This window comes from Enterobacter cloacae complex sp. SHL018 (assembly GCF_049237905.1).
In the GTDB taxonomy this organism is placed as follows: Bacteria; Pseudomonadota; Gammaproteobacteria; order Enterobacterales; family Enterobacteriaceae; genus Enterobacter; species Enterobacter hormaechei_C.
This window is the reverse complement of the sequence record NZ_JBMKJE010000002.1, coordinates 70,686-96,157: the sequence shown is the minus strand read 5'-3', so window position 1 is coordinate 96,157 and position 25,472 is coordinate 70,686. Positions and strand designations below refer to the sequence as shown.

Here is a 25,472-nt window from a genome sequence, read left to right as displayed (position 1 = left end):
TAGAGAGTGTCCTGTTATTTGTTTATGTCGATATGATTACCATGGTAAATAGTTAACTGGCATTACCCTAACATACTCAGAATCTGAGACAACCCTGGACCGGCCTGAGGCCGGAATTTTGCCGCAAGCGAAACGGCTGAATTTCCCATGAATAAAGGGCTGAGGGCGGTTTGAATTTTTCTCAATTTTTTGCTGTTGCATGGGAGAATTTCGCCTGAATCGGTGTGATTCAGGCGAATATGACGGGGAAATTACAGTGTAGTACGTCGTGGAATATTCGGCTGGAAATAATGAAATGCAGAGTTAATTAATGAACGTTAATTCATTCATTAAAAATCCCAGTCCTCGTCTTGCGTCTCCACCGCTTTACCCATCACGTACGACGAGCCGGACCCGGAAAAGAAGTCGTGGTTTTCATCGGCGTTGGGCGACAGCGCCGCGAGGATCGCCGGGTTCACCTCCGCCATTTCTGGTGGGAATAACGCTTCGTAGCCCAGGTTCATCAGCGCCTTGTTGGCGTTATAGCAGAGGAAGGCTTTTACGTCCTCTTCCCAGCCCGTTCCGGCGTACAGCTCTTCGGTATAGCTCAGCTCGTTGTCATACAGATCCATCAGTAAATCGAGGGCAAAACCTTTGAGTTCCTCGCGTTTTTCCGCGCTGACTTTCTCCAGCCCTTTCTGATACTTATAGCCGATGTAATACCCGTGTACCGCTTCATCGCGGATGATGAGGCGAATCAAATCGGCGGTGTTGGTGAGCTTGCCCCGGCTCGACCAGTACATAGGCAGCCAGAAGCCGGAATAGAAGAGGAAAGATTCCAGGAACACGCTGGCGATCTTCTTCTTCAGCGGCTCGTCGGCCCGGTAATATTCCAGCACCAGATCTGCCTTGCGCTGCAATGACGCGCTCTCTTCACTCCAGGCGTAGGCCGCGTCCACGTCTCTGGTCTGGCACAGGGTGGAGAAAATCGAGCTGTAGGAGCGGGCATGGACCGCCTCCATAAAGCTGATGTTCGACATTACCGCCTCTTCGTGCGGGGTCAGCGCGTCGCTCATCAGCGCGGGCGCACCCACGGTATTCTGAATGGTGTCCAGCAGCGTCAGGCCGGTAAAGACGCGGATTGTCAGCTGCTGCTCGGCATGGCTCAGGGTTTGCCAGGCCGGAATATCGTTGGAGAGCGGGACCTTTTCCGGCAGCCAGAAGTTGCTGGTCAGGCGGTTCCAGACCTCCAGGTCTTTATCATCCTGAATTTTGTTCCAGTTAACGGCACTTACGCGTGACAGTTTCATCCTTTCTCCTTACAGCGCGCAGGACACGCAGCCTTCAATTTCGGTGCCTTCCAGCGCGAGCTGGCGCAGGCGAATGTAGTACAGCGTTTTGATGCCTTTCTTCCACGCGTAGATCTGCGCTTTGTTGATATCCCGCGTGGTGGCGGTGTCCTGGAAGAAGAGCGTCAGCGACAGCCCCTGATCCACATGTTTAGTCGCCTCGGCGTAGGTATCAATGATCTTTTCCGGGCCAATCTCATAGGCGTCCTGGTACAGCGCCAGATTCTCGTTGGTCATAAACGGGGCAGGGTAGTAGACACGCCCGGTTTTGCCTTCCTTACGGATTTCAATCTTCGACACGATGGGATGGATGCTCGACGTGGCGTGATTGATATAGGAAATGGAGCCGGTTGGCGGCACCGCCTGAAGGTTCTGGTTATAAATGCCGTAGCGCATCACCTCTTCACGCAGCTGTTGCCACATCTCACGCGTCGGCAGGGTGATGCCAGCGCGGGCAAACAGCGCGCGTACTTTTTCGGTTTTCGGCTGCCAGTCGCCTTCCAGATACTGGCTGAAATACTCTCCGCTGGCGTAGCGGGACTGCTCAAAGCCTGCGAACCGCTGGTGGCGTTCGCGCGCCAGCATCATCGAGGTATGCAGCGCATGCCAGGTGATGGTGTAGAAATAAAGGTTGGTGAAATCCAGCCCTTCCGGGCTACCGTAGGCGATGCCCTCCCGCGCCAGATAGCCGTGCAGGTTCATCTGCCCAAGGCCGATGGCATGCGACGCGGCGTTGCCCGCCTCAATGGACGGTACGCTGCGGATGTGGCTCATGTCCGATACCGCCGTCAGCCCGCGAATGGCGGTCTCTACCGTGCGGCCAAAATCGGGTGAATCCATGGTATGGGCAATATTTAGCGACCCGAGGTTACAGGAGATATCCTTGCCCACGTCCGCGTAGTCGAGGTTCTCGTCGTAGCTGGACGCGCTGTTGACCTGCAAAATCTCCGAGCACAGATTGCTCATGTTGATGCGCCCGGCAATCGGGTTCGCGCGGTTCACCGTGTCCTCGTACATGATGTACGGATAGCCGGACTCAAACTGAATTTCAGCCAGCGTCTGGAAGAAATCGCGGGCGTTGATGGTTTTTTTGCGAATGCGATCGTCGGCCACCAGCTCGTCGTACAGCTCGCTTATCGCCACGTCGCCAAAGGCTTTGCCGTAAATCCGCTCAACGTCATACGGTGAGAAGAGCGCCATGTCGGCATTCTCTTTAGCCAGCTTAAACGTGATATCCGGGATCACCACGCCAAGCGACAGGGTTTTGATGCGGATCTTTTCGTCGGCGTTTTCACGTTTGGTATCCAGAAAACGCAGAATGTCCGGGTGGTGCGCGTGCAGATAAACCGCGCCCGCGCCCTGACGTGCGCCAAGCTGGTTGGCGTATGAGAAGGCATCTTCCAGCATCTTCATCACCGGGATGACGCCGGAAGACTGGTTTTCGATGCGCTTAATCGGCGCGCCCGCTTCCCGCAGGTTCGAGAGCAGAAACGCCACGCCGCCGCCGCGTTTCGAAAGCTGTAGCGCCGAATTCACCGCACGGCCAATCGACTCCATATTGTCTTCAATACGCAGCAGGAAGCAGGAGACCAGTTCGCCGCGCTGGGCTTTCCCACAGTTAAGGAACGTTGGCGTGGCGGGCTGGAAGCGACCGGAGAGGATCTCCTCCGTGAGTCTTTCGGCTAGCGCTTCATCGCCCTGCGCCAGCGTCAGCGCCACCATCACCACCCGATCTTCAAAGCTTTCTAAATAGCGTTTGCCGTCAAAGGTTTTCAGGGTGTAGCTGGTGTAATACTTCCACGCGCCGAGAAACGTCTGGAAGCGAAAACCGCTGGCGTGCGCCCGTTCAAACAATGCCACCACGAAGGCGCGGTCGTAGCGTGTCAGGACACGCTCTTCGTAATAACCCTCTTTTACCAGCCAGTCGAGACGTTCCTGCTGGCTGCCAAAGACGACGCTGTTCGGGCGTACATGAGCGGCAAAAAAGGCGTCCACCGCCTCATGATCTTTGCCAAACTGAATGCGCCCCTCGCGGTCATAGAGGTTTAGCATGGCGTTTAATGCGTGGTAATCCGGCGTCGCCTGAATCACGCGTTCTGCGGTTGTCGTTGCCAAAATTCGTTCACTCCTTTACGCACGTTCTCTACGTCCTGCTGTGTCCCCATCAGTTCAAAACGATAGAGATACGGCACGCCGCATTTTTGAGAGATGACATCCCCGGCGCGGGCAAAGGCCTCGCCGAAGTTGCGATTGCCTGCGGCGATCACGCCGCGAATCAGCTGCCGGTTATGGGGATCGTTCAGAAAGCGGATCACCTGACGAGGCACAGCCCCTGCGGTGCCGCCACCGCCATAGCTGGGCACCACCAGAATGTAGGGTTCGTCTACCTGAATACGCTCCCGCTCGTTCAGCGGAATGCGTATCGCGGGCAGCCCGAGACGCTCCATAAACCGAAGCGTGTTTTCCGAGCTGCTGGAAAAGTAGACCAGCGTGCTCATGCACTGACGCCCTGAGCGGCAAGGCGGTTGATCATGTCCGGACGGAAGCCAGACCAGCTGGTGTCGCCGGCAACGACAACCGGAAGCTGACGGAAACCCTGCGCCCGCAGGGTGTCTGCCGCGTCGGGCACCTGATCAATATTGACCATCTCAAATGCCACGCCGCGGCTTTCCATCGCCCGTTTCGTGGCGTGGCACTGAACACAATCGTTACGAGTGTAAATAATAATGCTCATGATTCGTATTTCCATTTAGAATGAGAGAACGGCGCGAGTAAACGCGTCATGTTGTGTGTGTCTTTCTAAAGGGAATACTAGATGTAGTTGCGATAAGTTTCAACCACACAAGATATGGGAAATACAGATTAATAAGGCCCCAACGATGAGCCTGGCGGGGCAGGGCGGGCTGTGCGGGTTTTTCAGGCTGTCAGGCAAAGAAAAGCCCCGGCGCCTGAGGCGACCGGGGCTGAGAACGCGCGCTTACTTACGCAGGCTAAGCAGGGCGCCGACAAAAATCCCGACCGCCGCGACCGTTCCCAGCGTACAAAGTGGTTTTTCACGTACGAAGGTGGTGGCGCAGCTGGCCATGTCGCAGGCCGCCTGAGTGGTACGTGAGCGGCCATTCATCCTTGCCCGCGTTTCACGCAGCAGAGACTGAGCCTTACGTTTCGCGGCATCTGCTTCGTCCTTCGCGTCAGAGCCCCAGGATTTCAATACGGCTTCCAGCGTGTCCGCTAATTGGCTGACATCGTTACGAATATCCTGTGTGTCGTCATTAATATCGTTTCGGTTCGGTCTGTTAAACATACGATCCTCCATAATTTGTGTTCCCGTTTAGTTTAGTCCAGAAATGTAATATCTGAAGCGAGTCACGGCTTATCGGGCAGTTTATGGAATATTCTGAAAGCCCTGCTAATGCTGAATACTGTAAGGTTGCCGGGCAGGAATGATAATGAGGAAAAGATATGTATTTACGACCCGATGAGGTGGCGCGCGTTCTTGAAAAAGAAGGGTTCACCATGGATGAGGTAACATCAAAAGCGTACGGATATCGCCGTGGTGAGAATTATGTTTACGTCAACCGTGAAGCAAGAATGGGGCGTACTGCTCTCATTATTCACCCGACACTCAAAGACAGAAGCCTGTCATTTGCTGAGCCCGCCTCGGATATTAAAACCTGCGATCATTATCAGCAATTTCCGCTCTATTTAGGCGGCGAGACGCATGAACATTATGGTATTCCGCACGGTTTCAGGTCGCGTATGGCGCTGGAGCGGTTCCTGAAAGGGCTGTTTGGCGACGTACAATAACTCTGCGACTGGCCTGAGCCAGTCGCCTTACCTTACGCTTTTGCCTGGCTATAAGGGCTGACTTTAAACAGGCGGCGGCAGTAGTCAAGAAAGTAACCGTACACCGCACCCATCAGCATGGATACCACGATATTTGAACTTACCGCAGCGGCGATTTGATGCCAGTCTGCGCCCACCGTCAGCAAAATAACCACATACACCGGGGACTGGAACGTTACGTAAGCCAGCACGTCCGCCAGGTTTTTTACCCAACCCACCGGGCTAATACGCCGGGCTAAACGCATCACTGCATCGCGATACAGGCCGTACGGCCAGGCAATCATGATATTCACCGGAATGGCCACCAGGCGCGACGAGAGGGATTGCTCAAAGGACATTCCCGACAGGAAAATTTCAATCAGCATATTCACGACGGAACAGTAAACGACCATCGCGCACGTATCCGCTACCGCATGGCGCAGGCGAGACTGCGGTGAGAACATGTCTGAACTCCTCGAACAGGACAAAAAAGTGGCGTTTTACCTGCGGCCTTTAGTGCTTTAGGTTGGTTTGTTATGAGTGTATAGCGTATCTCTCTGGCTTTTAACTAACAAGTAGTGATTAATTTTTATTTACTGGCGCTTTACCCATAAAATTCTCTAAAGTTGTGCGTTTTTTGCGCGCTTCGTTATTTTCTCTCCTTGTCCATATTTTATTAAAATAAATCAATGGATTAGTTTATCAGTGCGCGTGTAAAACCTCTGTTGTGTGGGAGAGTGGAGGCGGTTTTTTGAACTGTTTTAAACAGGGGTTTTTGGCCTGGGGAAGGGCGGTATATTACGCATTAAAACAGACATATATTTCGGGGTTATATTAACGGGATATTCTAAAACATTTACAATAATGTCAAAACGTCAGGGTGGGTAGATATCAGAACAAAAATCAATTATTCTGTTGCCTGATTTATGTTATACACACGAAGAAAGGTTTTTCATTATTATGGCTTTAACGTTACAGAATCTTAATAATATTCGTACCCTCCGGGCGCTGGCACGTGAATTATCCATGGATGTTCTGGAAGAAGTGCTGGAAAAATTCCGGATTGTCACTGAAGAAAAACGCAGCGAGCAGGCTGAATTAGAGCGTCAACGCGCTGAACAGCAGGATAAAATTAATGCTCTGCTGGAACTGATGAAAGCTGACGGTATTTCTCCGAGCGATCTGTTAGGCAGTGATCTGGCGCAGGCGGGTCAGCCGACGAAAAAACGTAAAGCGCGTGCGGCGAAATATCGTTTTATTGACGCGAACGGTGAAGAAAAAACCTGGACCGGCCAGGGGCGTACGCCAAAGCCAATTGCAACCGCACTGGCAAACGGTAAATCGCTGGACGATTTCCTGATCTGATGATTATTCGGGCGGTGTATTCCGCCCGATTATTGACTTAGCAGACGCCAAAGTCACCGTCTTCGGAGTACAGAACCACGTCCGCCGCTTTCAGGTGATATTTCTCGCCCTGCTCATTGCTGGCCTGCACAGCCACAATGTTTTCACCATTCACTTCGAGCACTTTCAGTTTCGGACCGCCCTGACGCGGTTGGACATAATCACCGACAGAAAACATAGCACCTCCTCATCATTGTCATGATCTTCACCATAGCCCACGTCCGGGGGCGGGGTACAGCCTAATCTTTCAGATACTCCTTATCAGGTACGTCGGTTCCACGGCATCACTTTCAGCAATCAGCGCGTTTGCCTGCTGCGGCGAAATAAGAGGAAGAGACATTGCGTTTCCTTACGGTCAATTTCAGAACAGTAGAGCATTTAAGGCGGGGGTTTAAGCCAGTGTAAAGAGGGTAAAGGCAGGTAAAAGCGCGAGAGACGCATGGCAGTTAACCGTAAACTGGCTACGCTTAGAGAAGTGTCTTTTATAATTTTCAATTGGTTAGCTTGCACGGAGTTTTTTATGGGTTTTTGGCGCGTTGTTTTTACGATTATTCTCCCGCCGCTGGGCGTGCTGCTTGGCAAGGGGCTGGGCTGGGCGTTTATTCTGAATATCCTTCTGACCATCCTGGGCTACTTCCCCGGTCTTATCCACGCGTTTTGGGTTCAGACGAAGAGCTAGGTACGCCACAGTAAGTCACTGTAGATCCGGGTCAGCACGCCTTCGGGGCCAAACTGCTGTTTGATCCAGCGCGTGACCTGACCGGTCGCCGCATGCTGCGTGGCGAGCAGCATGCGCGAATCCTGACGAGGATTATTGATCCGCCGCGTTACCAGCAGCCCGTCCTCCACCGCCTCACGCGTCATATATTCCGGTAAAAAGCCAATACCTTCCCCCAGGATCTGACACTGGCATTTCGTGTTGAAGTCCGGCACCAGAATCGCCTCCTGACCGTGAAGCAGCCAGCCCACCTTCTTGTTGATGGTATGCGCGGTGTCCTCGACCATGATATTGGGATACAGACGCAGCTGACTTTCGGAAATGGGCTCCGGGGCGAACGCCAGCGGATGCGTGGGCGCGATGGCAAATACCCAGCGGATCGCCCCTATCTCGGTGTAATCAATGCCGCCGCCGTCCAGCAGCGTATCCGGCGCGCCAATGGCGATATTGGCCTGATTATTAATGATGGAATCCCAGACGCCGTTATACACCTCGGTCGTCACTGTGATCTGGCAGGTGGGAAACTGTTTTTTCAGCACCTGGAGCAAACGCGCGGTATGGCGTGGCGTATACAAAAGCTGATTTATGCAGATGCGCACCCGCGTCTCAATGCCCTGAGAAATGGTATCAATCCCGCGCTTGATGGCATGAAAGTCATTCAGCAGGTCGGTCGCTTTACGATAAAAATAAAAACCGGATTCGGTCAGCTCAATGCTGCGCGTGTTGCGTACAAACAGCACCACGTCCAGTCCGGTCTCCATGCGTTTGATGGTGTAACTGATGGCGGAGGTGGTCACGCCCAGCTCGGCAGCCGCTTTGCTAAAACTGCCAAAACGTGCCGCGGTGGTGAAGGCCAGCAAATTCTCTTCGGTAAAGATGGAATTCATATTATGGCTCCTGGTGACCATCAGTTTTGAACATATTTTAACAGCGGCGTTACATCATAGTTGATGTCGATCACAGTTCTGGATTTTTACGTAGAACCGCGCTGTGTAAGGCTTTTTCAGCCATAAGGATAATGCAGCCTGAAGCGCGTAAAAGCGGTAAAACATAAGAAAAAGGTTGCACAGACGCACATTTCTCCCGGACTGTTGAATTTAACTCAACAATGAATTGCGTGTCGATGAATCATTTTTAAGCGGATTCTTTTATGACCAGGCTGTTGCTATTCTCAGGTCATCAGAAGTGAAACATAGGGAGTCTGAATATGTCTGCAACTGCACTGGTTACAGAATTTCTGCTGGCGGCAGAAGAGGGCAATATCGACGCGCTAAAAGCCTGCCTGGAGAAAGGCGTGGATATTAACGCGACCAACCGCCAGAAAAGAACCGCCATTATTATTGCCAGCCTGAAAAAGCATTACGCCTGTGTGGAGTTTTTAATTGCCGCCGGGGCGGATATTGATAAACAGGACCAGACCTGTTTTAACCCCTTCCTGATCGGCTGCCTGACCAATGATTTAACCCTGCTGCGCATTGTCCTTCCGGCAAATCCGGATCTCGATCGTCTGACGCGCTTTGGCGGCGTGGGCATTACCCCTGCCAGTGAAAAAGGGCACGTTGAAATCGTGCGTGAGCTGCTGGAAAAAACCGACATCAACGTCAACCACACCAATTTTGTCGGCTGGACGCCGCTGCTGGAGGCCATCGTATTAAACGACGGCGGCGCAAAGCAGCAGGAAATTGTGAAGCTGCTGCTCGATCACGGCGCGAACCCGCACATGACCGATAAATACGGCAAAACCCCGCTCGAACTGGCGCGGGAAAAAGGCTTCAACGCGATCGCAGACCTGCTGCTGGCGGCAGGCGCATAGTGCATTCGGTCAGCCTTCCCCTGGCTGGCCGTTAATCAATAAACGCATTGTTACCGACGTGCATTTAGCACGACGGCGGCCCCCTTTTACCTTAAACAGGTGAAAATAATGCCAACCAAAATCGTCATAAAAAAGAATACGTATTTCGATTCGGTTTCCTTAATGTCGGTTTCCACCAAAGCCAATAAATTGCCGGGCGTCGAGCAGGCGTTTGTGGCGATGGCGACGGAAATGAACAAAGGGGTATTAAAAAACCTCGGGCTATTAACGCCGGAATTAACGGACGCGAAAAACGGCGACCTGATGATCGTTATTAAAGGCGACGCGGCGAATGAGGAAACCCTCGCCGCCATTGAAGCGTTATTCACGCGTAAAGAGCGCACTGGCTCCCATGAAGCACGCTACGCGACGATTGCCAGCGCCAAAACCCATCGTCCGGACAGCAACCTTGCGGTGATTTCCATCAACGGCACCTTCGCCGCACGGGAAGCGCGCCAGGCGCTGGAAAACGATCTTAACGTGATGCTGTTCTCCGATAACGTATCGCTCGACGACGAGCTGGCGCTGAAGCAGCTGGCGCATGAAAAGGGTCTGCTGATGATGGGGCCAGACTGCGGCACCGCCATCATCAACGGCGCGGGGCTGTGCTTCGCCAATGCGGTGCGTCGCGGGCAGATTGGCATCGTTGGTGCCTCCGGCACCGGCAGCCAGGAGCTGAGCGTGCGCATTCACGAGTTCGGCGGCGGCGTGTCGCAGCTGATTGGCACCGGCGGACGCGATCTCAGCGAGAAGATCGGCGGCCTGATGATGCTCGATGCCATCGACATGCTGGAGGCGGACGACGCGACCCGGGTGATAGCGCTCATCTCCAAACCGCCTGCACCCGCGGTGGCTGAGAAAGTACTGGCCCGGGCACGCGTCTGCCGCAAGCCTGTGGTTGTGTGCTTCCTGGGCAGCAACGAACCGCCAGCCGATGAAGACGGTTTACAGTTTGCTCGTGGCACTAAGGAGGCGGCCCTGAAAGCGGTGCTGCTTACCGGCATTAAAAAAGACGACCTGGATTTACATCCGCTCAACTGGCCGCTGATCGAAGAGGTACGCGCCCGCCTGACGCCGCAGCAGAAGTACATTCGCGGCCTGTTCTGCGGCGGCACCCTGTGCGACGAAGCGATGTTTGCCGCGCTGGAGAAATTTGACGATGTTTACAGCAACATCCAGCCGGATCCGGCCAGGCGTCTGAAAGATATCAGCGTCAGCCAGGCCCACACCTTCCTTGATTTCGGTGACGACGACTTCACCAACGGCAAGCCACACCCGATGATCGACCCGACCAACCGCATCAGCCGCCTGCTACAGGAGGCGCGCGATCCGCAGGTGGGGGTGATCGTGATGGATTTCGTGCTTGGCTTTGGCGCGCATGACGATCCGGTTGGGGTGATGATCGAGGCGATCAAAGAGGCACAGGCGATCGCGAAAGCCGACAACCGTCCGCTGGAAATTCTCGGCTACGTGCTCGGCACCGATCAGGATCCGCAGTCGCTGGCGCAGCAGTGCCAGCTGCTGACTGACGCAGGCGTCATCTGGGCCAGCAGCAGCACCAATACCGGATTACTGGCACGCGAATTTGTCTGCAAAGGGGAGAGAGCATAATGACGACCTTATTCAACCAGCCGCTGAACGTGATTAACGTCGGGATTGCGATGTTCAGCGACGACCTCAAAAAACAGCACGTTCCCGTAACCCAGCTCGACTGGACGCCGCCGGGGCAGGGCAATATGCAGGTGGTGGACGCGCTCGACCAGCTGGCGGAAAAACCGCTGGCGGAGAAGATCGCCGCCGCGAACAAAATTGCCCTTGAGCGGATTATTCAGTCCCATCCGGTGCTGGTGGGCTATGACCAGGCCATCAACGTGGTGCCGGGCATGACCCGCACGACCATTCTGCACGCCGGTCCGCCTGTTACCTGGGAAAACATGTGCGGGGCGATGAAGGGCGCGGTTACCGGCGCGCTGGTGTTTGAAGGGCTGGCGACGGATCTGGACGATGCGGCAAGGATCGCCGCCTCCGGAGATATTACGTTCTCGCCTTGCCACGAGCATGACTGCGTGGGCTCGATGGCGGGCGTCACCTCCGCGTCGATGTTTATGCACATCGTTGAGAACAAAACCTACGGCAACCGCGCCTTCACCAACCTCAGCGAGCAGATGGCGAAGATCCTGCGCATGGGGGCTAACGACCAGAGCGTGATCGAGCGCCTGAACTGGATGCGCGACGTGCTCGGCCCGATGCTGCGCGACGCGATGAAGATTATCGGCGAAATCGACCTGCGCCTGATGCTGGCCCAGGCGCTGCACATGGGCGACGAGTGCCACAACCGCAACAACGCGGGCACCACGCTGCTTATTCAGGCGCTGACACCCGGGCTGATCCAGGCGGGCTATCCGGTGGCGCAGCAGCGTGAAGTGTTCGAGTTTGTCGCCAGCAGCGACTACTTCTCCGGTCCGACGTGGATGGCGATGTGTAAGGCCGCGCTGGATGCCGCCCACGGCATTGAGTACAGCACCGTCGTCACCACCATGGCGCGCAACGGCTACGAGTTCGGCCTGCGCGTTTCCGGCCTGCCGGGGCAGTGGTTCACCGGCCCGGCGCAGCAGGTGATCGGCCCGATGTTCGCGGGCTATAAGCCGGAAGACTCCGGGCTGGATATCGGCGACAGCGCGATTACCGAAACCTACGGCATCGGCGGCTTTGCAATGGCGACGGCCCCGGCCATCGTTGCGCTGGTGGGTGGCACGGTGGAGGAAGCCATCGATTTTTCTCGCCAGATGCGCGAAATCACCCTCGGCGAAAACCCGAACGTCACCATTCCGCTGCTCTCGTTTATGGGCATCCCGACCGCCATCGACATCATGAAGGTCGCGGGCAGCGGCATTCTGCCGGTCATTAATACCGCCATTGCCCACAAGGACGCCGGGATCGGCATGATTGGGGCGGGCATCGTTCACCCGCCGTTTAGCTGTTTTGAAAAGGCGCTGTTAACCTTCCGCGATCGCTACGTTCTATAAGGTATGCATCCATGAAAAACATGAAACTGGAGTGGAAAAGAGGTGACTGGGCAGCTTATTTCGGGTTGATGACCAACAACCTGACCAATTTGCTGACCATGATGGGGCTGCTCATTTTTGTCGTCGGCATCCCGAAGGAGATTGTTTATGGACGCATCGCGCCAGCCTTTGGGCTGGCGGTGCTGGTGGCGAGTCTTTGCTATACGTGGTTTGGCCTGCAAATGGCGCGCGCCACCGGACGAACGGACGTCACCGCGCTGCCGTCCGGCCCAAGCGCGCCGTCGATTTTTACCGTGACCTTCCTGGTCTTAATGCCGGTTTACCAGCAAACCGGCGATGCGGATTTCGCGATTCAGATTGGCCTGGTGTGGTGCTTTGTGGAAGCGATGATCCTCGCGGGCGGTTCCTTCCTGGGGGAAACCATCCGCAAGATGATCCCGCGTACCGTGCTGCTGTCGTGCCTGTCCGGTCTTGGCCTGCTGCTGCTGGCGATGAACCCGATGTTGCAGGCGTTCGAAGCGCCGACCGTGTCGTTTATCGTCCTGCTGCTGATCTTCATTAACTGGTTCGGTAAAAAGCCGATTTTCGCCAAAATCCCGACCGGCCTGCTGCTGTTAATTGCCGGTACTCTGCTTGCGTGGATCTCCGGCCTGCAAAGCCCGGATGCCATTAAAGCGTCCATGTCATCATTCGGCTTTAACCCGCCAGAAGTGCACGTGGACAGCTTCATGCAAGGACTGCCGCACGCGCTGCCGTATCTGGCGTCCGCCGTACCGCTGGGGCTGGCGAACTACATCTTTGACCTGGAGAACATCGAAAGCGCCCACGCGGCGGGGGATGAATACCCGACCCGCAAGGTAATGCTGGCGAACGGTCTGGCCTCGATGCTCGGCTGCCTGATGGGCAATCCGTTCCCGGTCACGGTCTACGTCGGCCATCCTGGCTGGAAAGCGATGGGCGCCAGCATCGGCTACACCCTGGCGTCCGGCGTGACCATGTTCATCGTGCCGCTGTTCGGGCTGGGGGCCTTTATGCTCGCCATCATACCGATGACCGCCATCGTGCCGATTCTGGTGTTTATCGGCGTCGTCACCGCCAACCAGGTGGTGAGGGAAACCCCGAAAGTGGAGGTACCCGTCATCTTCATCTGCCTGTTCCCGTGGATCGCCAACTGGGCGCTGACCATGATGAACAGCGTGATGAGCGCGGCGGGGACCAGCGCGGCGAAAATCGGCACCGACGTGCTGCACAGCAAGGGGATCTACTACGAAGGCCTGATGCATCTCGGCAACGGCGCGCCGCTCGCCAGCATGCTCTGGGGCTGTATCGCCATTTTCGCCATCCTCAACAAACCGCTGCGTGGGGCCGTCGCGGCGGCCGGTGGAGCGCTGCTGGCGCTGTTTGGGGTGATCCACGCGCCGGTGGTGGGCTTTGCCGAGGGCAGTTCCCTGATGTTCGTCACGGCCTACCTGATGATGGGCGGGATGTTTGTGGTGAAGCATGTGCTGGATACCTCTGTTAATCCCCCTCTCCCTGTGGGAGAGGGCCGGGATGAGGGCACCAGAACGCACCTTCTAAAGGAAACAAAATGAAAGAGCTTATGGTCGTCGCCATCGGCGGCAACAGCATTATCAAAGACAACGCCAGCCAGTCGATTGAGCATCAGGCGCAGGCGGTCAAAGCGGTGGCAGAGTCGGTGCTCGAAATGCTGGCCTCGGACTATGACATCGTGCTCACCCACGGCAATGGCCCCCAGGTGGGGCTGGATCTGCGCCGCGCCGAAATCGCCCACGAGCGGGAAGGGCTGCCGCTGACCCCGCTGGCAAACTGCGTGGCGGATACCCAGGGCGGGATCGGCTACCTGATCCAGCAGGCGCTCAACAACCGCCTGGCGGCGCGCGGGGAACAAAAAGCGGTCACGGTCGTCACCCAGGTGGAGGTGGATAAAAACGATCCTGGCTTTACGCACCCGACAAAACCCATCGGCGCGTTCTTCAGCGAGGCGCAGCGCGACGAACTGCAACTTGCGCACCCGGACTGGCATTTTGTTGAGGATTCAGGCCGGGGGTATCGCCGCGTGGTGGCTTCACCGCAGCCGCGGCGCATCGTTGAGTCGGATGCCATCAAGGCGCTGACGCAGAAAGGATTTGTGGTGATCGGCGCGGGCGGCGGAGGCATTCCTGTGGTGCGCAGTGAACAGGGCGATTACCAGAGCGTGGACGCGGTGATAGATAAAGATCTCTCCACCGCGCTGCTGGCGCGCGAGATCCGCGCCGACGTGCTGGTGATCACCACCGGCGTGGAGAAAGTGTGCATCCACTTCGGCAAGCCAAACCAGCAGGCGCTGAGCACGGTGAACGTGGCGCAGATGACGCGCTACATGGAAGAAGGGCATTTTCCGGCTGGCAGCATGTTGCCGAAAATCGTCGCCTCGCTGGAATTTTTACGCCATGGCGGCAGGAGGGTAATCATTACCTCGCCGGACTGCCTGCCCGCGGCGCTGCGCGGTGAAACGGGTACCCACATTATTAATGAAGGAAGATAAGATGAGTGAGAATAAAAGCCGCCGCGAGTTTATCAGCCAGAGCGGCAAAATGGTTACCGCCTGCGCGCTGTTTGGCGCCACGGGTTCCGTCGCGTATGCTGCCGATTCAGCAAAGGCAACCTGCGAGACGGGTAAACCGATGAACATCACCGCAAAACATTACTATCTCGACAACGTGCTGCTGGAAGCCGGGTTTAACTTCGACGGCAGCGTGGCGACAAGTACCCGCACCGAGCTGAAAACGCTGGAAATCAAAGACGGGAAAATCGTCGCCCTGCGCGACAACAACAGCCACGCGGACGCGACCCTGCCGCACTTCGACGCGGGCAAAAAGCTGATGCTCCCGGCGATGCGCGACATGCACATCCATCTGGATAAAACCTTCTACGGCGGCCCGTGGCGCTCCCTGAACCGTCCGGCGGGCACCACCATTCAGGACATGATCCGCCTGGAGCAGAAGCTGCTGCCGGAGTTACAGCCCTACACGCAAGAACGCGCCGAAAAGCTGATCGACCTGCTCCAGTCCAAAGGGTCAACCATCGCCCGCAGCCACTGCAACATAGAGCCGGTTTCCGGCCTGAAAAACCTGGAAAATTTGCAGGCGGTACTGGCGCGCCGGGGCGCAGGCTTTGACTGCGAAATCGTTGCCTTCCCGCAGCACGGCCTGCTGCTGTCTCATTCTGAAAAGCTGATGCGCGAGGCGATGCAGGCGGGGGCGCATTACGTGGGCGGGCTGGACCCGACCAACGTCGACGGCGCGATGGAGAAATCCCTCGACACCATGTTCCAGATTGCGCTGGATTATGACAAAGGGGTGGATATCCATCTGCATGAAACCAGCCCGGCGGGCGTGGCGGCGGTGAACTACATGGTACAAACCGTGGAGAAAACGCCGGCGCTGAAGGGGAAGCTGACCATCAGCCACGCCTTCGCCCTGGCGACGCTTAACGAGCAAGAGGTGGATGAGATCGCCACCCGCATGGCGGCACAACAGGTGACCATCGCCTCCACCGTGCCGATTGGCACTCTGCACATGCCGCTGAAGCAGCTGCGTGATAAAGGCGTGTTTGTCATGACCGGTACCGACAGCGTGATCGACCACTGGTCGCCGTACGGTCTGGGGGACATGCTGGAGAAAGCCAACCTCTATGCACAGCTCTATATTCGCCCGAATGAGCAGACGCTTTCGCGTGCGCTGGGCATCGCCACCGGCGACGTACTGCCGCTGAACGACAAAGGCGAGCGCGCGTGGCCGAAAGCGCAGGATGACGCCAGCTTTGTGCTGGTGGATGCCTCCTGTTCCGCCGAGGCCGTGGCACGCATCTCTCCGCGTACCGCGACGTTCCATAAGGGGAATCTGGTCTGGGGCTCTGTGGGTTAATGTGGTGCCGGGTGGCGCTGCGCTTACCCGGCCTACGGTTCGGAGATTTTGTAGGTCGGGTAAGGCGAAGCCGCCACCCGACAATGCAGTATACTGCTATGCACATTCTTAAAGAGGGATCTGCCATGGCACAAAACATCTACGACAATCCGGCGTTTTTCGAAGGCTACGCTCAGCTTCCGCGCTCGGTGCAGGGGCTGGACGGCGCGCCGGAGTGGCCTGCGCTCAAGGCGATGCTGCCGGATTTAACCGGCAAATCGGTTATCGATCTCGGCTGCGGCTATGGTTGGTTCTGCCGCGCGGCGCGTGAGCTGGGCGCGTCTGACGTCACGGGCGTGGATATCTCCGAAAAGATGCTCGCTCGCGCAGTGGAGCTCACCGCCGATCCACAGATTCACTATCAGCGTAGCGATCTGGAGTCTCTCAAGCTCAACGAGAACAGCCTCGATCTGGTCTACAGCTCGCTGGCGCTGCACTATCTGCCGGAACTGAACACATTATTTGCCCACGTTCAGCGCGCGCTTAAACCCGGCGGTTGCCTGGTCTTCTCAATGGAGCACCCGATTTACACCTGCGCCTCCCGTCAGGGCTGGCTGACGGACAACAGCGGCGAGCGGTTCTGGGGCGTGAACCATTATCAGGACGAAAGCCAGCGCGTCAGCAACTGGCTGGCAGACGGGGTGATTAAATACCACCGTACGCTGGGCACCACGCTTAACGCGCTGATCAAGGCCGGATTAACAATAAGCGAAGTCAATGAGTGGGGACCAACGCAGGCGCAAATTGACGCCTGGCCCGCGCTGGCAGAAGAGGCAGAGCGCCCGATGCTGGTGCTGATCGCCGCCCGTAAGGCTTAATAACCGACTTTATACACCCGCCCGCTCTGCACCCCTTCGACGCTGCGGCGGTAAGCCTGCGCAACGGTCGCGGCGGGAACGCTTTCAAAGCCCGGGAAGAAGCCGTCGTACGCTTCGGCGGATTCGGTCAGCACCGTCGGGCTGATCAGATTAATGCGAATACCGCGCGGCAGTTCACAGGCCGCGGCGCGCACAAACCCTTCCAGCGCGGCGTTAACCGTGGTGGCATTCACGCCCTGGGCAATCGGCTCGTGCGCCACAATCCCGCTTATCAGCGTAATCGAGCCACCTTCGTTCAGGAAGTGCTGGCCGGTCAGCGCCAGACGAACCTGCCCCAGCAGCTTATCCTGCAAACCCTGGTTGAACTCGCCGTCGGTCATGGTTGAGAGCGGGCCGAAGTGCAACCCTCCGCTGGCGGAGACAATCGCATCCACCGGACCGATCTTTTTGAACAGCGCCTGCACGCTCGCCTGCGAGGTGATATCCACCTGATGATCGCCCTGCGTGCGACCCACGCGGATCACCTCGTGGCGACGGCTTAGCTCTTCTGTCACAGCATGACCGACCGTACCGCTGGCACCAATAATGACGATTTTCATAGCAGACTCCTTATGTTGTGAGCCTTCATTCTTTAATAAATAAAAATTCAGATAAACTGGGCTGATGTTAGAAGATTGCTAACCAGAGGTTCGTAATATGGATAAGCTTCGCGGCATGGAGACGTTCATCGCGGTGGTGGAAAGCGGCAGCTTTACCGGCGCGGCAGCCCGGCTGGAGATGTCGGCGGTAATGGTCGGGAAGTATATTGCGCAGCTGGAATCGCAGCTCGGTACGCGGCTGCTGGAGCGCAACACCCGTCGCCAGAGCCTGACGGATGCCGGACGCGTTTATTTCGAAGAGGCCAGGCGCGTGCTGGAGCAGGTCTCGATTGCTGAAAACGCGGTTGAGCGCCTGCGAGCCACGCCCGCCGGCACCCTGCGCGTGACGGCGCCTACCTCGTTTGGCGGCTGCGTTATCGCGCCTCTGACGGCCACGTTTTTGCAGCGTTACCCGGAAGTGCGCATCGAACTGGATCTCACCAACCGAATGGTGGATCTGGTAGAGGAAGGGGTCGATCTGGCCATTCGTATCGGTGAGATCCGTAATGAGGATCTGGTGGCGAAATACCTGTGTCCCTACAACATGGTGATCTGCGCCGCGCCGGATTATCTGGCGCGTCACGGTACGCCGCAAACGCCAGCCGATCTGGTGGATCACCTGTGCCTGTCGCACACGGTCTGGACGGCGCGTAACGAGTGGCGGCTGCCGGGAGTGGAAGGCGAAGTGCGCTGGAAGCGTGATGCCGTCTTACGATGCAATGACGGCTACGGCTTACGCATGGCGGCGCGAGCCGGGGCGGGACTCCTGCTGCAACCGGAAGTGCTGGTGGCGGAAGAGCTGGCGAGCGGCAGGCTGGTTCGGGTTCTGGAAGCGTTTACGCCCGCGCCGAGGCCGGTGCATTTACTGTGGCGTCAGGATTTGCGGCCGCTGCCTAAGCTAACGGAATTTATTGCCCATATTCTGCTAAGATTGGGCACAATATAAAAAAAGAAGGTAAGTAAAGAATGTCTGCAAACAAACTCGCCAGCAGCGCGCAGGGCCTGCAATCCTCTGCCATCCGTGAATTATTAAAACATAGCAAAATGGCAGGCGTGATTTCGCTGGGTGGCGGTATTCCAAATCCGGACCTGTTCGATCATGAAGGTTTAAAAATCGCCGCTGATGCCGTGCTGTCTCAGCATTTTGGCGAAGCGTTCCAATATGGCCTGACGGAAGGCGTCCCGGGGCTGCGCGAAGAGATCCAACGCATCTGTGAAGGTCGCGGCATCGCCTGTAAAGCCGATGACGTGGTCATTACTTCCGGCTCGCAACAATCGCTTGACGTGCTGGCGCGGGCGTTAATTAACCCGGGCGATACGGTCGTCGTGGAGCGGCCTACCTACCTCGCCGCGTTGCAGGTCTTTGGCCTGGCGCAGGCGAATTTTGAATCCGTCGGCACCGACGGCGACGGCATGAAAGTGGATGAACTTGAAGCGCTGGTAGCCACCAAAACCATCAAAGCGGTTTATATCGTGCCAACCTTTGGTAACCCGGGCGGCGTGACGCTCTCCGAAGCGCGTCGTAAACAGCTGGTGGAATTATCGAAGCGCTATGACTTCGTGATTATCGAAGACGACCCGTACAGCGAGATCAACTACACCGACGAAGCGTTCCGCCCGCTGATTGCTCATGCCAAAGATATCGGCAATGAGGATAACGTGGTGTACACCTCCACCTTCTCTAAAATTCTTGCGCCGGGCACCCGCGTGGGCTGGGTGCTGGTGCCGGAGTGGCTGAAGCGCGCGGTGGTGAACCTCAAGCAAACCACCGATCTGCACACCAGCACGCTGTCGCAGTTAATGACGTACGAGTATCTGAAAACCGGTCGTCTGGCGAATCAGATTAAAATGATCCGCGAAGCCTATCGCCAGAAATACCAGACGTTCGCAACGGAACTGGAAGCCGAGCTGGGCGACGTGATGTCGTTCCACAAGCCAAAGGGCGGCATGTTCCTGTGGGCGAAAATGAACAACGGCATCAATACGACGAAATGGCTGGAAAAAACGTTGAGCAACGGCGTCGTGTTTGTGCCGGGTGAGTTCTTCTACTGCAACGAGCCGGACCATACCACGCTGCGCATGTCTTTCGTTACCCCAACGGATGAGCAGCTTAAAGAAGCGGTTCGACGCCTCAAAATTTCCCTGTAACAGGATGCGCATAATGGCAGATGCCGTTATGCGCTGTTCCCGTGCAGGGTAACGTCTGGCTTGCCGGATTTTCGCTTCGCCATGACTTCCGCAACGGTTTTTATCCGGCTTAACTCCTCCTGCGTGCGGGAGTTAGATTGCGCTTCCCAGATATCAACGTTTAGCTGTAAGTTCAGCCAAAATTCAATAGTGGTATTAAAGGCTTTTGCCAGTTTGATCGCCATATCGGCAGTAAGTTTGCGATTGTTATTGACCAACGCGCTTACGGTATTGCGGTGTACATTTAGCATCTCTGCCAGATCGTTGATTTTCAGATTGAGCGGTTCAAGATACTCATACTGCAACACCTCGCCCGGCGTGGTGGGTTTGCGGAGTGCCTGTTGAAGTGTCATAGGTGATGCCTCACTTGTGTTGCGTGTACTTGTGTGGAGAGAGATAGAGATCGTCTGCTTTTCCCTCTGACCAGCGAAATACAAGCCTGTATTGTCTGTTTACCCGGATAGAGGAATATCCCTTCAACGGAGGACTCAATGCTTCATACATATTGCCCGGTGGCGATCGTAAATCCAGGTGCGACATGGCCGCATTGATGATGTCGAGCTTTCTTGCAAGCGCTGTTTCCAGATTCAAAGGAATAACATTGCTCGATCTCCCGTAGAGAAAAAAATCCTCAAGCCATTGATCCCGAAAATGATTAATCATAATGCTGGTAAGCTCCAGTCCTTGAAGCTGAGTGGATAGTAATGCACTCCTGCACTGTGCGCAAGTGCGTTTTGTCTGCGAGTAATATTACCCTGGTCATGGCTGAAGGGAAGTGTGATGCATGACTAAAGGTTAATTCTTCGAGGCGGATTCCACGTCTTGCGTGCGGATTAATGCCCGGCGGCGCTGCGCTTGCGCGGGCCTGCGAGAATGTAGGCCGGGTAAGGCGCAGCCGCCACCCGGCGTTTGACTACCGCTCCCTCAGCGCCTCCTTCGCCCGGTTAAACGGTTTGATCATATAATCCAGCACCGTTTTCTCCCCGGTCTTGATATCCACCGTCGCTATCATCCCCGGCACGATCGAGAAGTGTCTGCCCGCCTTATTCACCAGATAATCCTGGCTGGTACGGATAAACACCCGGTAATAGAACACCTCCGGCTTCGCTTCGTCCTGAATAGTGTCCGGCGAAATGGTCTCCACCACCCCGTGTAGCCCACCGTAAATCGCGTAATCGTAGGCGGTGATTTTCACCAGCGCCTCCTGATTAGGGTGGATAAAGGCGATATCCCGCGGCGAGAGGCGGGTTTCAATCAGCAGGTGATCGTCCACCGGCACAATTTCCATCAGCTCACCGTTGGGCGGGATCACACCGCCAATCGTTGTCACTTTGATGTTTTTCACGATCCCGCGCACCGGAGACTTCACCGTCAGACGGGTAACGGAATCCTCGCGGCCTTTCAGGATCGCTGACACCATATCCACCTCGGCGTTGGCCTTCGACAGCGCTTCACGGGCCTGCACGTAATACTGGGAACGTACGTCGGTGAGCTTCAGCTCCAGGTCGCTTTTCTGCCGTTGCAGGCGCAGCACTTCCACGTGGCTGGCGGCCCCGGTTTTCACCAGCCGCTGGGTGATCGCCAGCTCTTTGTTCGCGAGATCTAACGCGGCGCGCAACTCCCGCTGGGTATCCTCAAGCTGGGCGCGGCGCGAGTTGTAGAGCCGCGTTTCAGCGGCGGTCAGGTCGGTCCATTTCGCCAGGGACGGCGGGAATTTAAGCGGCAGATCGTTCACCTCGGCATACAGACGCGCGCTGGAGGCCAGCGACGCGCGGTAACGCGCCGCGCTTTCGCCGACGTTGGATTCCGAGCGGGTAGGATCCAGCCGCGCCAGCACCTGTCCGGCCTGCACCTGATCCCCTTCGTGCACGTTCAGCTCGGTGAGGATGCCCCCATCCAGCGACTGCAAAACCTGCTCGCGTGAGCTGGGGATCACTTTCCCGGTACCGGTTGAGACTTCGTCCAGCACCCCGAACCACGCCCAGACGCCAAGCACCACAAACATCAGCAGGGAGAAGAAAACAATGCGCCGGGCACCGGTATAACCGCTTTCTGAGTCGAGCGCGTTATCCAGATCTTCTACTGCGGCAACGTCACGCTGACTGATTTTCATTTTTCCACTCCCGTCCGGTTGCCTGCTGCTGTTGCTGCATACGGCTGTTGTTCAGCGCCTGGGCTTTTGGCGCGTCCATCACCAGCATGCCATCTTTGAGTACAACCACGCGCTCCACCAGCTCCAGCACCGGCACGCGGTGGGTCGCGACAATCAGCGTGCGGTTGCCAAGCCACGCTCCGAGGCGCTGAATAAATTCCCGCTCGGTATGCTCATCAAGGGAAGCGGTCGGTTCATCCATCAGCACGATATTCGGATCGCGCAGTAGCATCCGTGCCAGCAGGATGGACTGCCGCTGCCCGCCGGACAGCCCGACACCGTTCTCCATAATCGGGTAATCCAGCCCCTTCGGCAGCTTCTGCACAAAGCTGGCCGCGCCGCACATCTCCAGCACCTCGAAGATCTCTTTATCGGTGGCGCGCGGCATGCCGAGCGTGATGTTCTCGCGCAGGGTGCCGTAAAACAGCCGGGCGTTCTGGGTCATAAAGCCGACGTTTCGCCGCACGTCAGCCACGTCCAGATGCGGCAGGCTGAGGTTGTCGAGCCGCAGTTCACCGCCCGCCAGATCCATCCCGCCCGCCATCGCCTGCAACAGGGTTGATTTGCCCGCGCCGTTGCGCCCGAGGATCGCCACTTTCTCGCCCGCTTTGATCTCCAGACGGTTAATGCGCAGCGCCATGCGCGGATCTTCCGGGTGATAGCGGAACTGCGCCTGCTCGAACAGGTAATGTCCGCGCAGCACGTCCTGACGGATCGGTGTCTCTTCGCGCTGATTCTCGGTCGGCAGCTGCATAATGCTGTCCAGCCCCTCTTTGGCCGCCTTCACCTGCTGCCAGCGGGCCAGCACGCCGCACAGTGTCGCCATCGGGGCGATCATCCGTGAGGCGAGCATTGAGGCGGCCACCACTGAACCGGTGGTTAAGGTGCCGTCGATCACCATCGGCGCGCCCACCACGATCACCCCGGCATACACCAGGCTCTGAATGGTCATCCCCCAGTTGATCAGGTTCTGCGTCAGCTCGCGGGTGCGCAGGCCGGATTCGGCGGTGATCTGGATATAGCTGTTCCACTGCTGCAAAAAGCGGTTCTCCGCCTGCATCAGCTTGATGTCCTCCAGCCCCTGCACGCTCTCCACCAGCACCGCGTTGCGCAGGGTCGATTCATGCGCCGACTGCTTCGCCAGCTCCGCCAGCTTCTTTTGCAGCAGCAGGCCGGGCAGGACCATGATCACCGCCGCCACCGGGGCGATCCACGCCAGCTGCGGGGCGATGATCGCCAGCACAATCACAAACAGGATAAAAAACGGCAGATCGACGATGGTGGAGATGGTGGAGGAGGTAACCATCTCGCGGATCTGCTCCAGCTCGCGCAGCTGGGAGATAAAGCTGCCGGTGGATCGCGGAATGGCGCTGTGGCGCAGCCGCAGCGCGTGGCCGAACACCCGATCCGAGACGCGCAGATCCGAGCGTTTACCCAGCAGATCCATAATGTGTCCGCGGGCCACGCGCAGCACAAAGCCAAACAGCGTGGCGATCAGCACCCCGATGGTCAGCACATAGAGCGTCGGATAGGACTGGGCGGGGATCACCCGGTCATACACCTGCATGGAAAAGACGATGCCCGAGAGGGAGAGCACGTTAATGAACAGTGCCGCCAGCATTACCCAGCTGTAAGGGCGAAGGTCGCGCATCACCAGCCGGTAGAGCCAGTCCGGGCGGTATTTTGAGATATAGGCATCCACGCGGCTGTCCTTCAGCGCCGCCAGCGGACGCAGGGCGATGACGTGGCGGATGGCAGGCAGCATCGCGCTCATTGACAGGCGGTTGGTGTGCGTGTTGTCGTCGAAAAAGCTGACCTCAAGCGTATCCTCGCCGTCGAAATTGTCGATCACGCCGATTTTACCGTCGTTCAGCTCCACCACCACCGGCAGACGCCAGCTGTTGATGGCGTGCTGATCGGCCGTCAGCAGCTGGAATGTCAGCCCGGCTTCACGGGCGAGCTGCGTCAGGGCGGGCACCATCGGTTTGCCTTTCAGCCACGGCGCGCCGGCGATCAGCGAGCCTGGCGAACAGGCAACGCGATAGCGCGTCGCCACATAGCCAAACGCCTGCGCCCACTGCTCCAGCGCCTCATCCGTCATATTTTCACCCTGCGGAATATCGCGTTGCTTCATGGCTGGATCTCCACGGTCTGGATGGTGCGGTTTTCAAGATCGAACGCGTGACGCAGGCGCCCGGTGTTGTACAGACAGTTGAGCTGAAGCTGATGCAGCTGTCCGGCGGTTTGCTGTTGGGTAAATCGCGCCTGATACACCTCCTGCTCGGCGTTGAGCACGTCGAGCAGCGGGCGGGAACCGAGATCGAGATACTGCTGCTGATACAGCTCGCGGGTGCGGGCGCTGAGCGCTTCCTGACGGCCCTGGATCTGAAGCGTGCTCATCAGGCTCATCACCTGGCTGCGCGCTTCCAGCAGTTTTTGCCGCACCTCAAGACGGGTGCGCTGGATGGTGGACTGGGCGGATTCCACCGCGTGTCCGGCGGCGTTACGCCGGGCGGTGAGGCCGCCGCCCTGATAGAGCGGCATCTGCACTTTTACCCACGCGGAGTACTGGGTGCGGTCCCGCGTTTCGTTGCCGGCGTAGCGGTCGTTCAGGTAGTGACGAACTTCCGGCTCCAGCGAAACGGTAGGGGTCATTTGCGCGTTGGCATAGTCGAGATTAGTCTGCGCGACGTTGGCCTGCGCCCAGGCCGCTAATACCGAGGGCACCAGACGATCGTCCGGCTCGGCGATGTCGCAGCTGCGGGCCAGGCTCTGCGGAAAGTCATTGCTGACCGCGTTCAGGCTGTCCCAGCCCAGCAGGCTCATCAGCGTGGCGCGCGAGCTGTCGAGGCTGGCCTGATACTGCATCAGCTGCGCACGCGCCCCTTCGATGCGGGCGTCGGTCTGCACCACGTCAGAGAGTGACGTTGCGCCTTCATCATTACGTTGTTTCGTCAGGGTGCCGATGGAGGACAGGGCATCCAGCTGTTCTTTGGCGGTCTCGACCATCTGCTGCCAGGTCTGCACCTGCACCATGGCGATGGCGGTATCGTGGGCGATGGTGTCGATGCTCACCAGCACGTTGGCCTGCTGCTGGGCGACGCCCGCGTTTTCCGCGCGTACCTGGCTTGCGACTTTGCCGAAGTCGTAAAGCATTTGCGAAAGAGAAAGCAACAGCGAAGGGGTAAAGCCATTATCGTCGCCGTCGTGGCTATAACCGTTATCCATGCCGGCGTTAATTTGCGGATAATATTTCGATTTGGCGACATCCACATTTTCGCTCTGCTGATAAAGTTTGCCGACGGCTTCACTGATGGCCGGATGCCAGGTCACGGCGCGGTTAACCGCTTCATTCAGCTGTAGCGTGCCGGGGGCGGCTTTGCTGGCTACGGGCGCCACGCGACCATTTAAAGAGGGGAGTTCCTGCGTTTCGCTTAATTGTCCGGTATTAATCATCGCCGCAGGGTTTGCCGCGATAGCGGGCACAGATATCAGGCAGCACGAGAGCCACCAGTAAGGCATCTTCTTTCCCATGTCTTGTCCCTAATAAAAAAGTACT

26 protein-coding genes are annotated in these 25,472 nt (G+C 57.1%); 12 read left to right on the top strand and 14 right to left on the bottom strand.

From position 1 onward, the window contains the following. Nucleotides 1-329: 329 nt before the first annotated feature. The 5 genes from nrdF to ACOTY5_RS10220 form a co-directional block, all read right to left on the bottom strand. Entirely contained in the window at nt 330-1,289 is a 960-nt protein-coding gene (gene nrdF / locus ACOTY5_RS10240; RefSeq protein ID WP_017382773.1) for a class 1b ribonucleoside-diphosphate reductase subunit beta, read from the bottom strand. A gap of 9 nt (nt 1,290-1,298) precedes the next feature. After that, nucleotides 1,299-3,443: a class 1b ribonucleoside-diphosphate reductase subunit alpha gene (nrdE, locus tag ACOTY5_RS10235; RefSeq protein ID WP_421631908.1), complete on the bottom strand. Its 2,145-nt coding sequence runs from the start codon at nt 3,441-3,443 to the stop codon at nt 1,299-1,301. After that, nucleotides 3,416-3,826, bottom strand: a complete 411-nt coding sequence (nrdI, locus tag ACOTY5_RS10230; RefSeq protein WP_015571656.1) for a class Ib ribonucleoside-diphosphate reductase assembly flavoprotein NrdI — start codon at nt 3,824-3,826, stop codon at nt 3,416-3,418. Before nrdI ends, nrdE begins: the two co-directional genes overlap by 28 nt. Beyond that, nucleotides 3,823-4,062 (bottom strand): glutaredoxin-like protein NrdH, encoded by a 240-nt coding sequence (nrdH, locus tag ACOTY5_RS10225; RefSeq protein ID WP_017382770.1) that lies wholly within the window; start codon nt 4,060-4,062, stop codon nt 3,823-3,825. The genes nrdI and nrdH overlap by 4 nt, the downstream gene beginning before the upstream one ends. 243 nt (nt 4,063-4,305) lie before the next feature. After that, on the bottom strand, nt 4,306-4,632 hold the full coding sequence (locus ACOTY5_RS10220) for a DUF883 domain-containing protein (RefSeq protein ID WP_017382769.1): 327 nt from the start codon (nt 4,630-4,632) through the stop codon (nt 4,306-4,308). A gap of 158 nt (nt 4,633-4,790) precedes the next feature. Between ACOTY5_RS10220 and ACOTY5_RS10215 the strand changes: the two genes are divergently transcribed. After that, the gene (locus tag ACOTY5_RS10215) at nt 4,791-5,135 is read left to right on the top strand and encodes a DUF2002 family protein (protein WP_045141880.1); all 345 of its coding nucleotides are present in this window, start codon (nt 4,791-4,793) and stop codon (nt 5,133-5,135) included. 32 nt (nt 5,136-5,167) lie between these two features. On the opposite strand, the gene alaE is transcribed toward ACOTY5_RS10215, so the two are convergent. Continuing rightward, nucleotides 5,168-5,617, bottom strand: a complete 450-nt coding sequence (gene alaE / locus ACOTY5_RS10210; protein ID WP_421631907.1) for an L-alanine exporter AlaE — start codon at nt 5,615-5,617, stop codon at nt 5,168-5,170. Between the two features lie 496 nt (nt 5,618-6,113). Between alaE and stpA the strand changes: the two genes are divergently transcribed. Then, nucleotides 6,114-6,518 carry a DNA-binding protein StpA gene (gene stpA, locus ACOTY5_RS10205; protein WP_022651717.1) on the top strand — a complete coding sequence of 135 codons (405 nt, stop codon included), beginning with the start codon at nt 6,114-6,116 and terminating at the stop codon, nt 6,516-6,518. A gap of 37 nt (nt 6,519-6,555) precedes the next feature. Here the strand turns inward: stpA and ACOTY5_RS10200 are convergent, their stop codons facing one another. Then, nucleotides 6,556-6,735 (bottom strand): hypothetical protein, encoded by a 180-nt coding sequence (locus tag ACOTY5_RS10200; protein WP_015571651.1) that lies wholly within the window; start codon nt 6,733-6,735, stop codon nt 6,556-6,558. A 342-nt stretch (nt 6,736-7,077) separates the two neighbouring features. Between ACOTY5_RS10200 and ACOTY5_RS10195 the strand changes: the two genes are divergently transcribed. Beyond that, a complete protein-coding gene (locus ACOTY5_RS10195) occupies nt 7,078-7,236 on the top strand; it encodes a YqaE/Pmp3 family membrane protein (RefSeq protein ID WP_003862203.1) in 159 nt (52 codons plus the stop codon). Here ACOTY5_RS10195 and ACOTY5_RS10190 read toward each other — a convergent pair. Next, entirely contained in the window at nt 7,233-8,162 is a 930-nt protein-coding gene (locus ACOTY5_RS10190; RefSeq protein WP_015571650.1) for a LysR substrate-binding domain-containing protein, read from the bottom strand. The genes ACOTY5_RS10195 and ACOTY5_RS10190 overlap by 4 nt on opposite strands. A 320-nt stretch (nt 8,163-8,482) precedes the next feature. On the opposite strand from ACOTY5_RS10190, the gene ACOTY5_RS10185 reads away from it, so the two are divergent. The 7 genes from ACOTY5_RS10185 to ACOTY5_RS10155 all read left to right on the top strand — a co-directional run bounded on the left by ACOTY5_RS10185 (nt 8,483) and on the right by ACOTY5_RS10155 (nt 16,936). Next, nucleotides 8,483-9,088: an ankyrin repeat domain-containing protein gene (locus tag ACOTY5_RS10185; protein ID WP_015571649.1), complete on the top strand. Its 606-nt coding sequence runs from the start codon at nt 8,483-8,485 to the stop codon at nt 9,086-9,088. Nucleotides 9,089-9,196: 108 nt separating this feature from the next. After that, complete coding sequence (gene fdrA / locus ACOTY5_RS10180; protein ID WP_045141882.1) at nt 9,197-10,738, top strand: acyl-CoA synthetase FdrA; 1,542 nt, start codon at nt 9,197-9,199, stop codon at nt 10,736-10,738. Beyond that, entirely contained in the window at nt 10,738-12,153 is a 1,416-nt protein-coding gene (locus tag ACOTY5_RS10175) for a DUF1116 domain-containing protein (protein WP_048219581.1), read from the top strand. The genes fdrA and ACOTY5_RS10175 overlap by 1 nt, the downstream gene beginning before the upstream one ends. Before the next feature lie 11 nt (nt 12,154-12,164). Next, nucleotides 12,165-13,745: a hypothetical protein gene (locus ACOTY5_RS10170; protein WP_015571646.1), complete on the top strand. Its 1,581-nt coding sequence runs from the start codon at nt 12,165-12,167 to the stop codon at nt 13,743-13,745. Beyond that, nucleotides 13,742-14,698 carry a carbamate kinase family protein gene (locus ACOTY5_RS10165; RefSeq protein ID WP_017382762.1) on the top strand — a complete coding sequence of 319 codons (957 nt, stop codon included), beginning with the start codon at nt 13,742-13,744 and terminating at the stop codon, nt 14,696-14,698. The genes ACOTY5_RS10170 and ACOTY5_RS10165 overlap by 4 nt, the downstream gene beginning before the upstream one ends. Nucleotide 14,699: 1 nt before the next feature. Continuing rightward, on the top strand, nt 14,700-16,079 hold the full coding sequence (locus ACOTY5_RS10160) for an amidohydrolase family protein (RefSeq protein WP_045141884.1): 1,380 nt from the start codon (nt 14,700-14,702) through the stop codon (nt 16,077-16,079). Between the two features lie 125 nt (nt 16,080-16,204). Next, complete coding sequence (locus tag ACOTY5_RS10155) at nt 16,205-16,936, top strand: class I SAM-dependent methyltransferase (RefSeq protein WP_045141885.1); 732 nt, start codon at nt 16,205-16,207, stop codon at nt 16,934-16,936. Here the strand turns inward: ACOTY5_RS10155 and ACOTY5_RS10150 are convergent. Beyond that, nucleotides 16,933-17,535, bottom strand: coding sequence for a short chain dehydrogenase (locus tag ACOTY5_RS10150; RefSeq protein ID WP_033487546.1), 603 nt, complete (start codon nt 17,533-17,535; stop codon nt 16,933-16,935). The genes ACOTY5_RS10155 and ACOTY5_RS10150 overlap by 4 nt on opposite strands. A 97-nt stretch (nt 17,536-17,632) precedes the next feature. On the opposite strand from ACOTY5_RS10150, the gene ACOTY5_RS10145 reads away from it, so the two are divergent. Together ACOTY5_RS10145 and ACOTY5_RS10140 are read left to right on the top strand one after the other, a co-directional pair. Further along, nucleotides 17,633-18,520, top strand: a complete 888-nt coding sequence (locus ACOTY5_RS10145) for a LysR family transcriptional regulator (RefSeq protein WP_015571641.1) — start codon at nt 17,633-17,635, stop codon at nt 18,518-18,520. Between the two features lie 20 nt (nt 18,521-18,540). Beyond that, the gene (locus tag ACOTY5_RS10140) at nt 18,541-19,722 is read left to right on the top strand and encodes a PLP-dependent aminotransferase family protein (RefSeq protein ID WP_017382758.1); all 1,182 of its coding nucleotides are present in this window, start codon (nt 18,541-18,543) and stop codon (nt 19,720-19,722) included. 26 nt (nt 19,723-19,748) lie between these two features. Here the strand turns inward: ACOTY5_RS10140 and ACOTY5_RS10135 are convergent, their stop codons facing one another. From ACOTY5_RS10135 to ACOTY5_RS10115, 5 genes are all read right to left on the bottom strand, one after another. Then, a complete protein-coding gene (locus tag ACOTY5_RS10135) occupies nt 19,749-20,114 on the bottom strand; it encodes a HigA family addiction module antitoxin (protein WP_015571639.1) in 366 nt (121 codons plus the stop codon). A 10-nt stretch (nt 20,115-20,124) separates the two neighbouring features. Then, a complete protein-coding gene (locus ACOTY5_RS10130; RefSeq protein ID WP_015571638.1) occupies nt 20,125-20,424 on the bottom strand; it encodes a type II toxin-antitoxin system RelE/ParE family toxin in 300 nt (99 codons plus the stop codon). Nucleotides 20,425-20,674: 250 nt separating this feature from the next. Beyond that, entirely contained in the window at nt 20,675-21,874 is a 1,200-nt protein-coding gene (locus ACOTY5_RS10125; RefSeq protein WP_017382757.1) for an HlyD family efflux transporter periplasmic adaptor subunit, read from the bottom strand. Next, entirely contained in the window at nt 21,855-24,047 is a 2,193-nt protein-coding gene (locus ACOTY5_RS10120) for a type I secretion system permease/ATPase (RefSeq protein ID WP_032669347.1), read from the bottom strand. Before ACOTY5_RS10120 ends, ACOTY5_RS10125 begins: the two co-directional genes overlap by 20 nt. Further along, on the bottom strand, nt 24,044-25,447 hold the full coding sequence (locus ACOTY5_RS10115; RefSeq protein WP_062934063.1) for a TolC family outer membrane protein: 1,404 nt from the start codon (nt 25,445-25,447) through the stop codon (nt 24,044-24,046). The genes ACOTY5_RS10120 and ACOTY5_RS10115 overlap by 4 nt, the downstream gene beginning before the upstream one ends. Between the last annotated feature and the right edge of the window lie 25 nt (nt 25,448-25,472).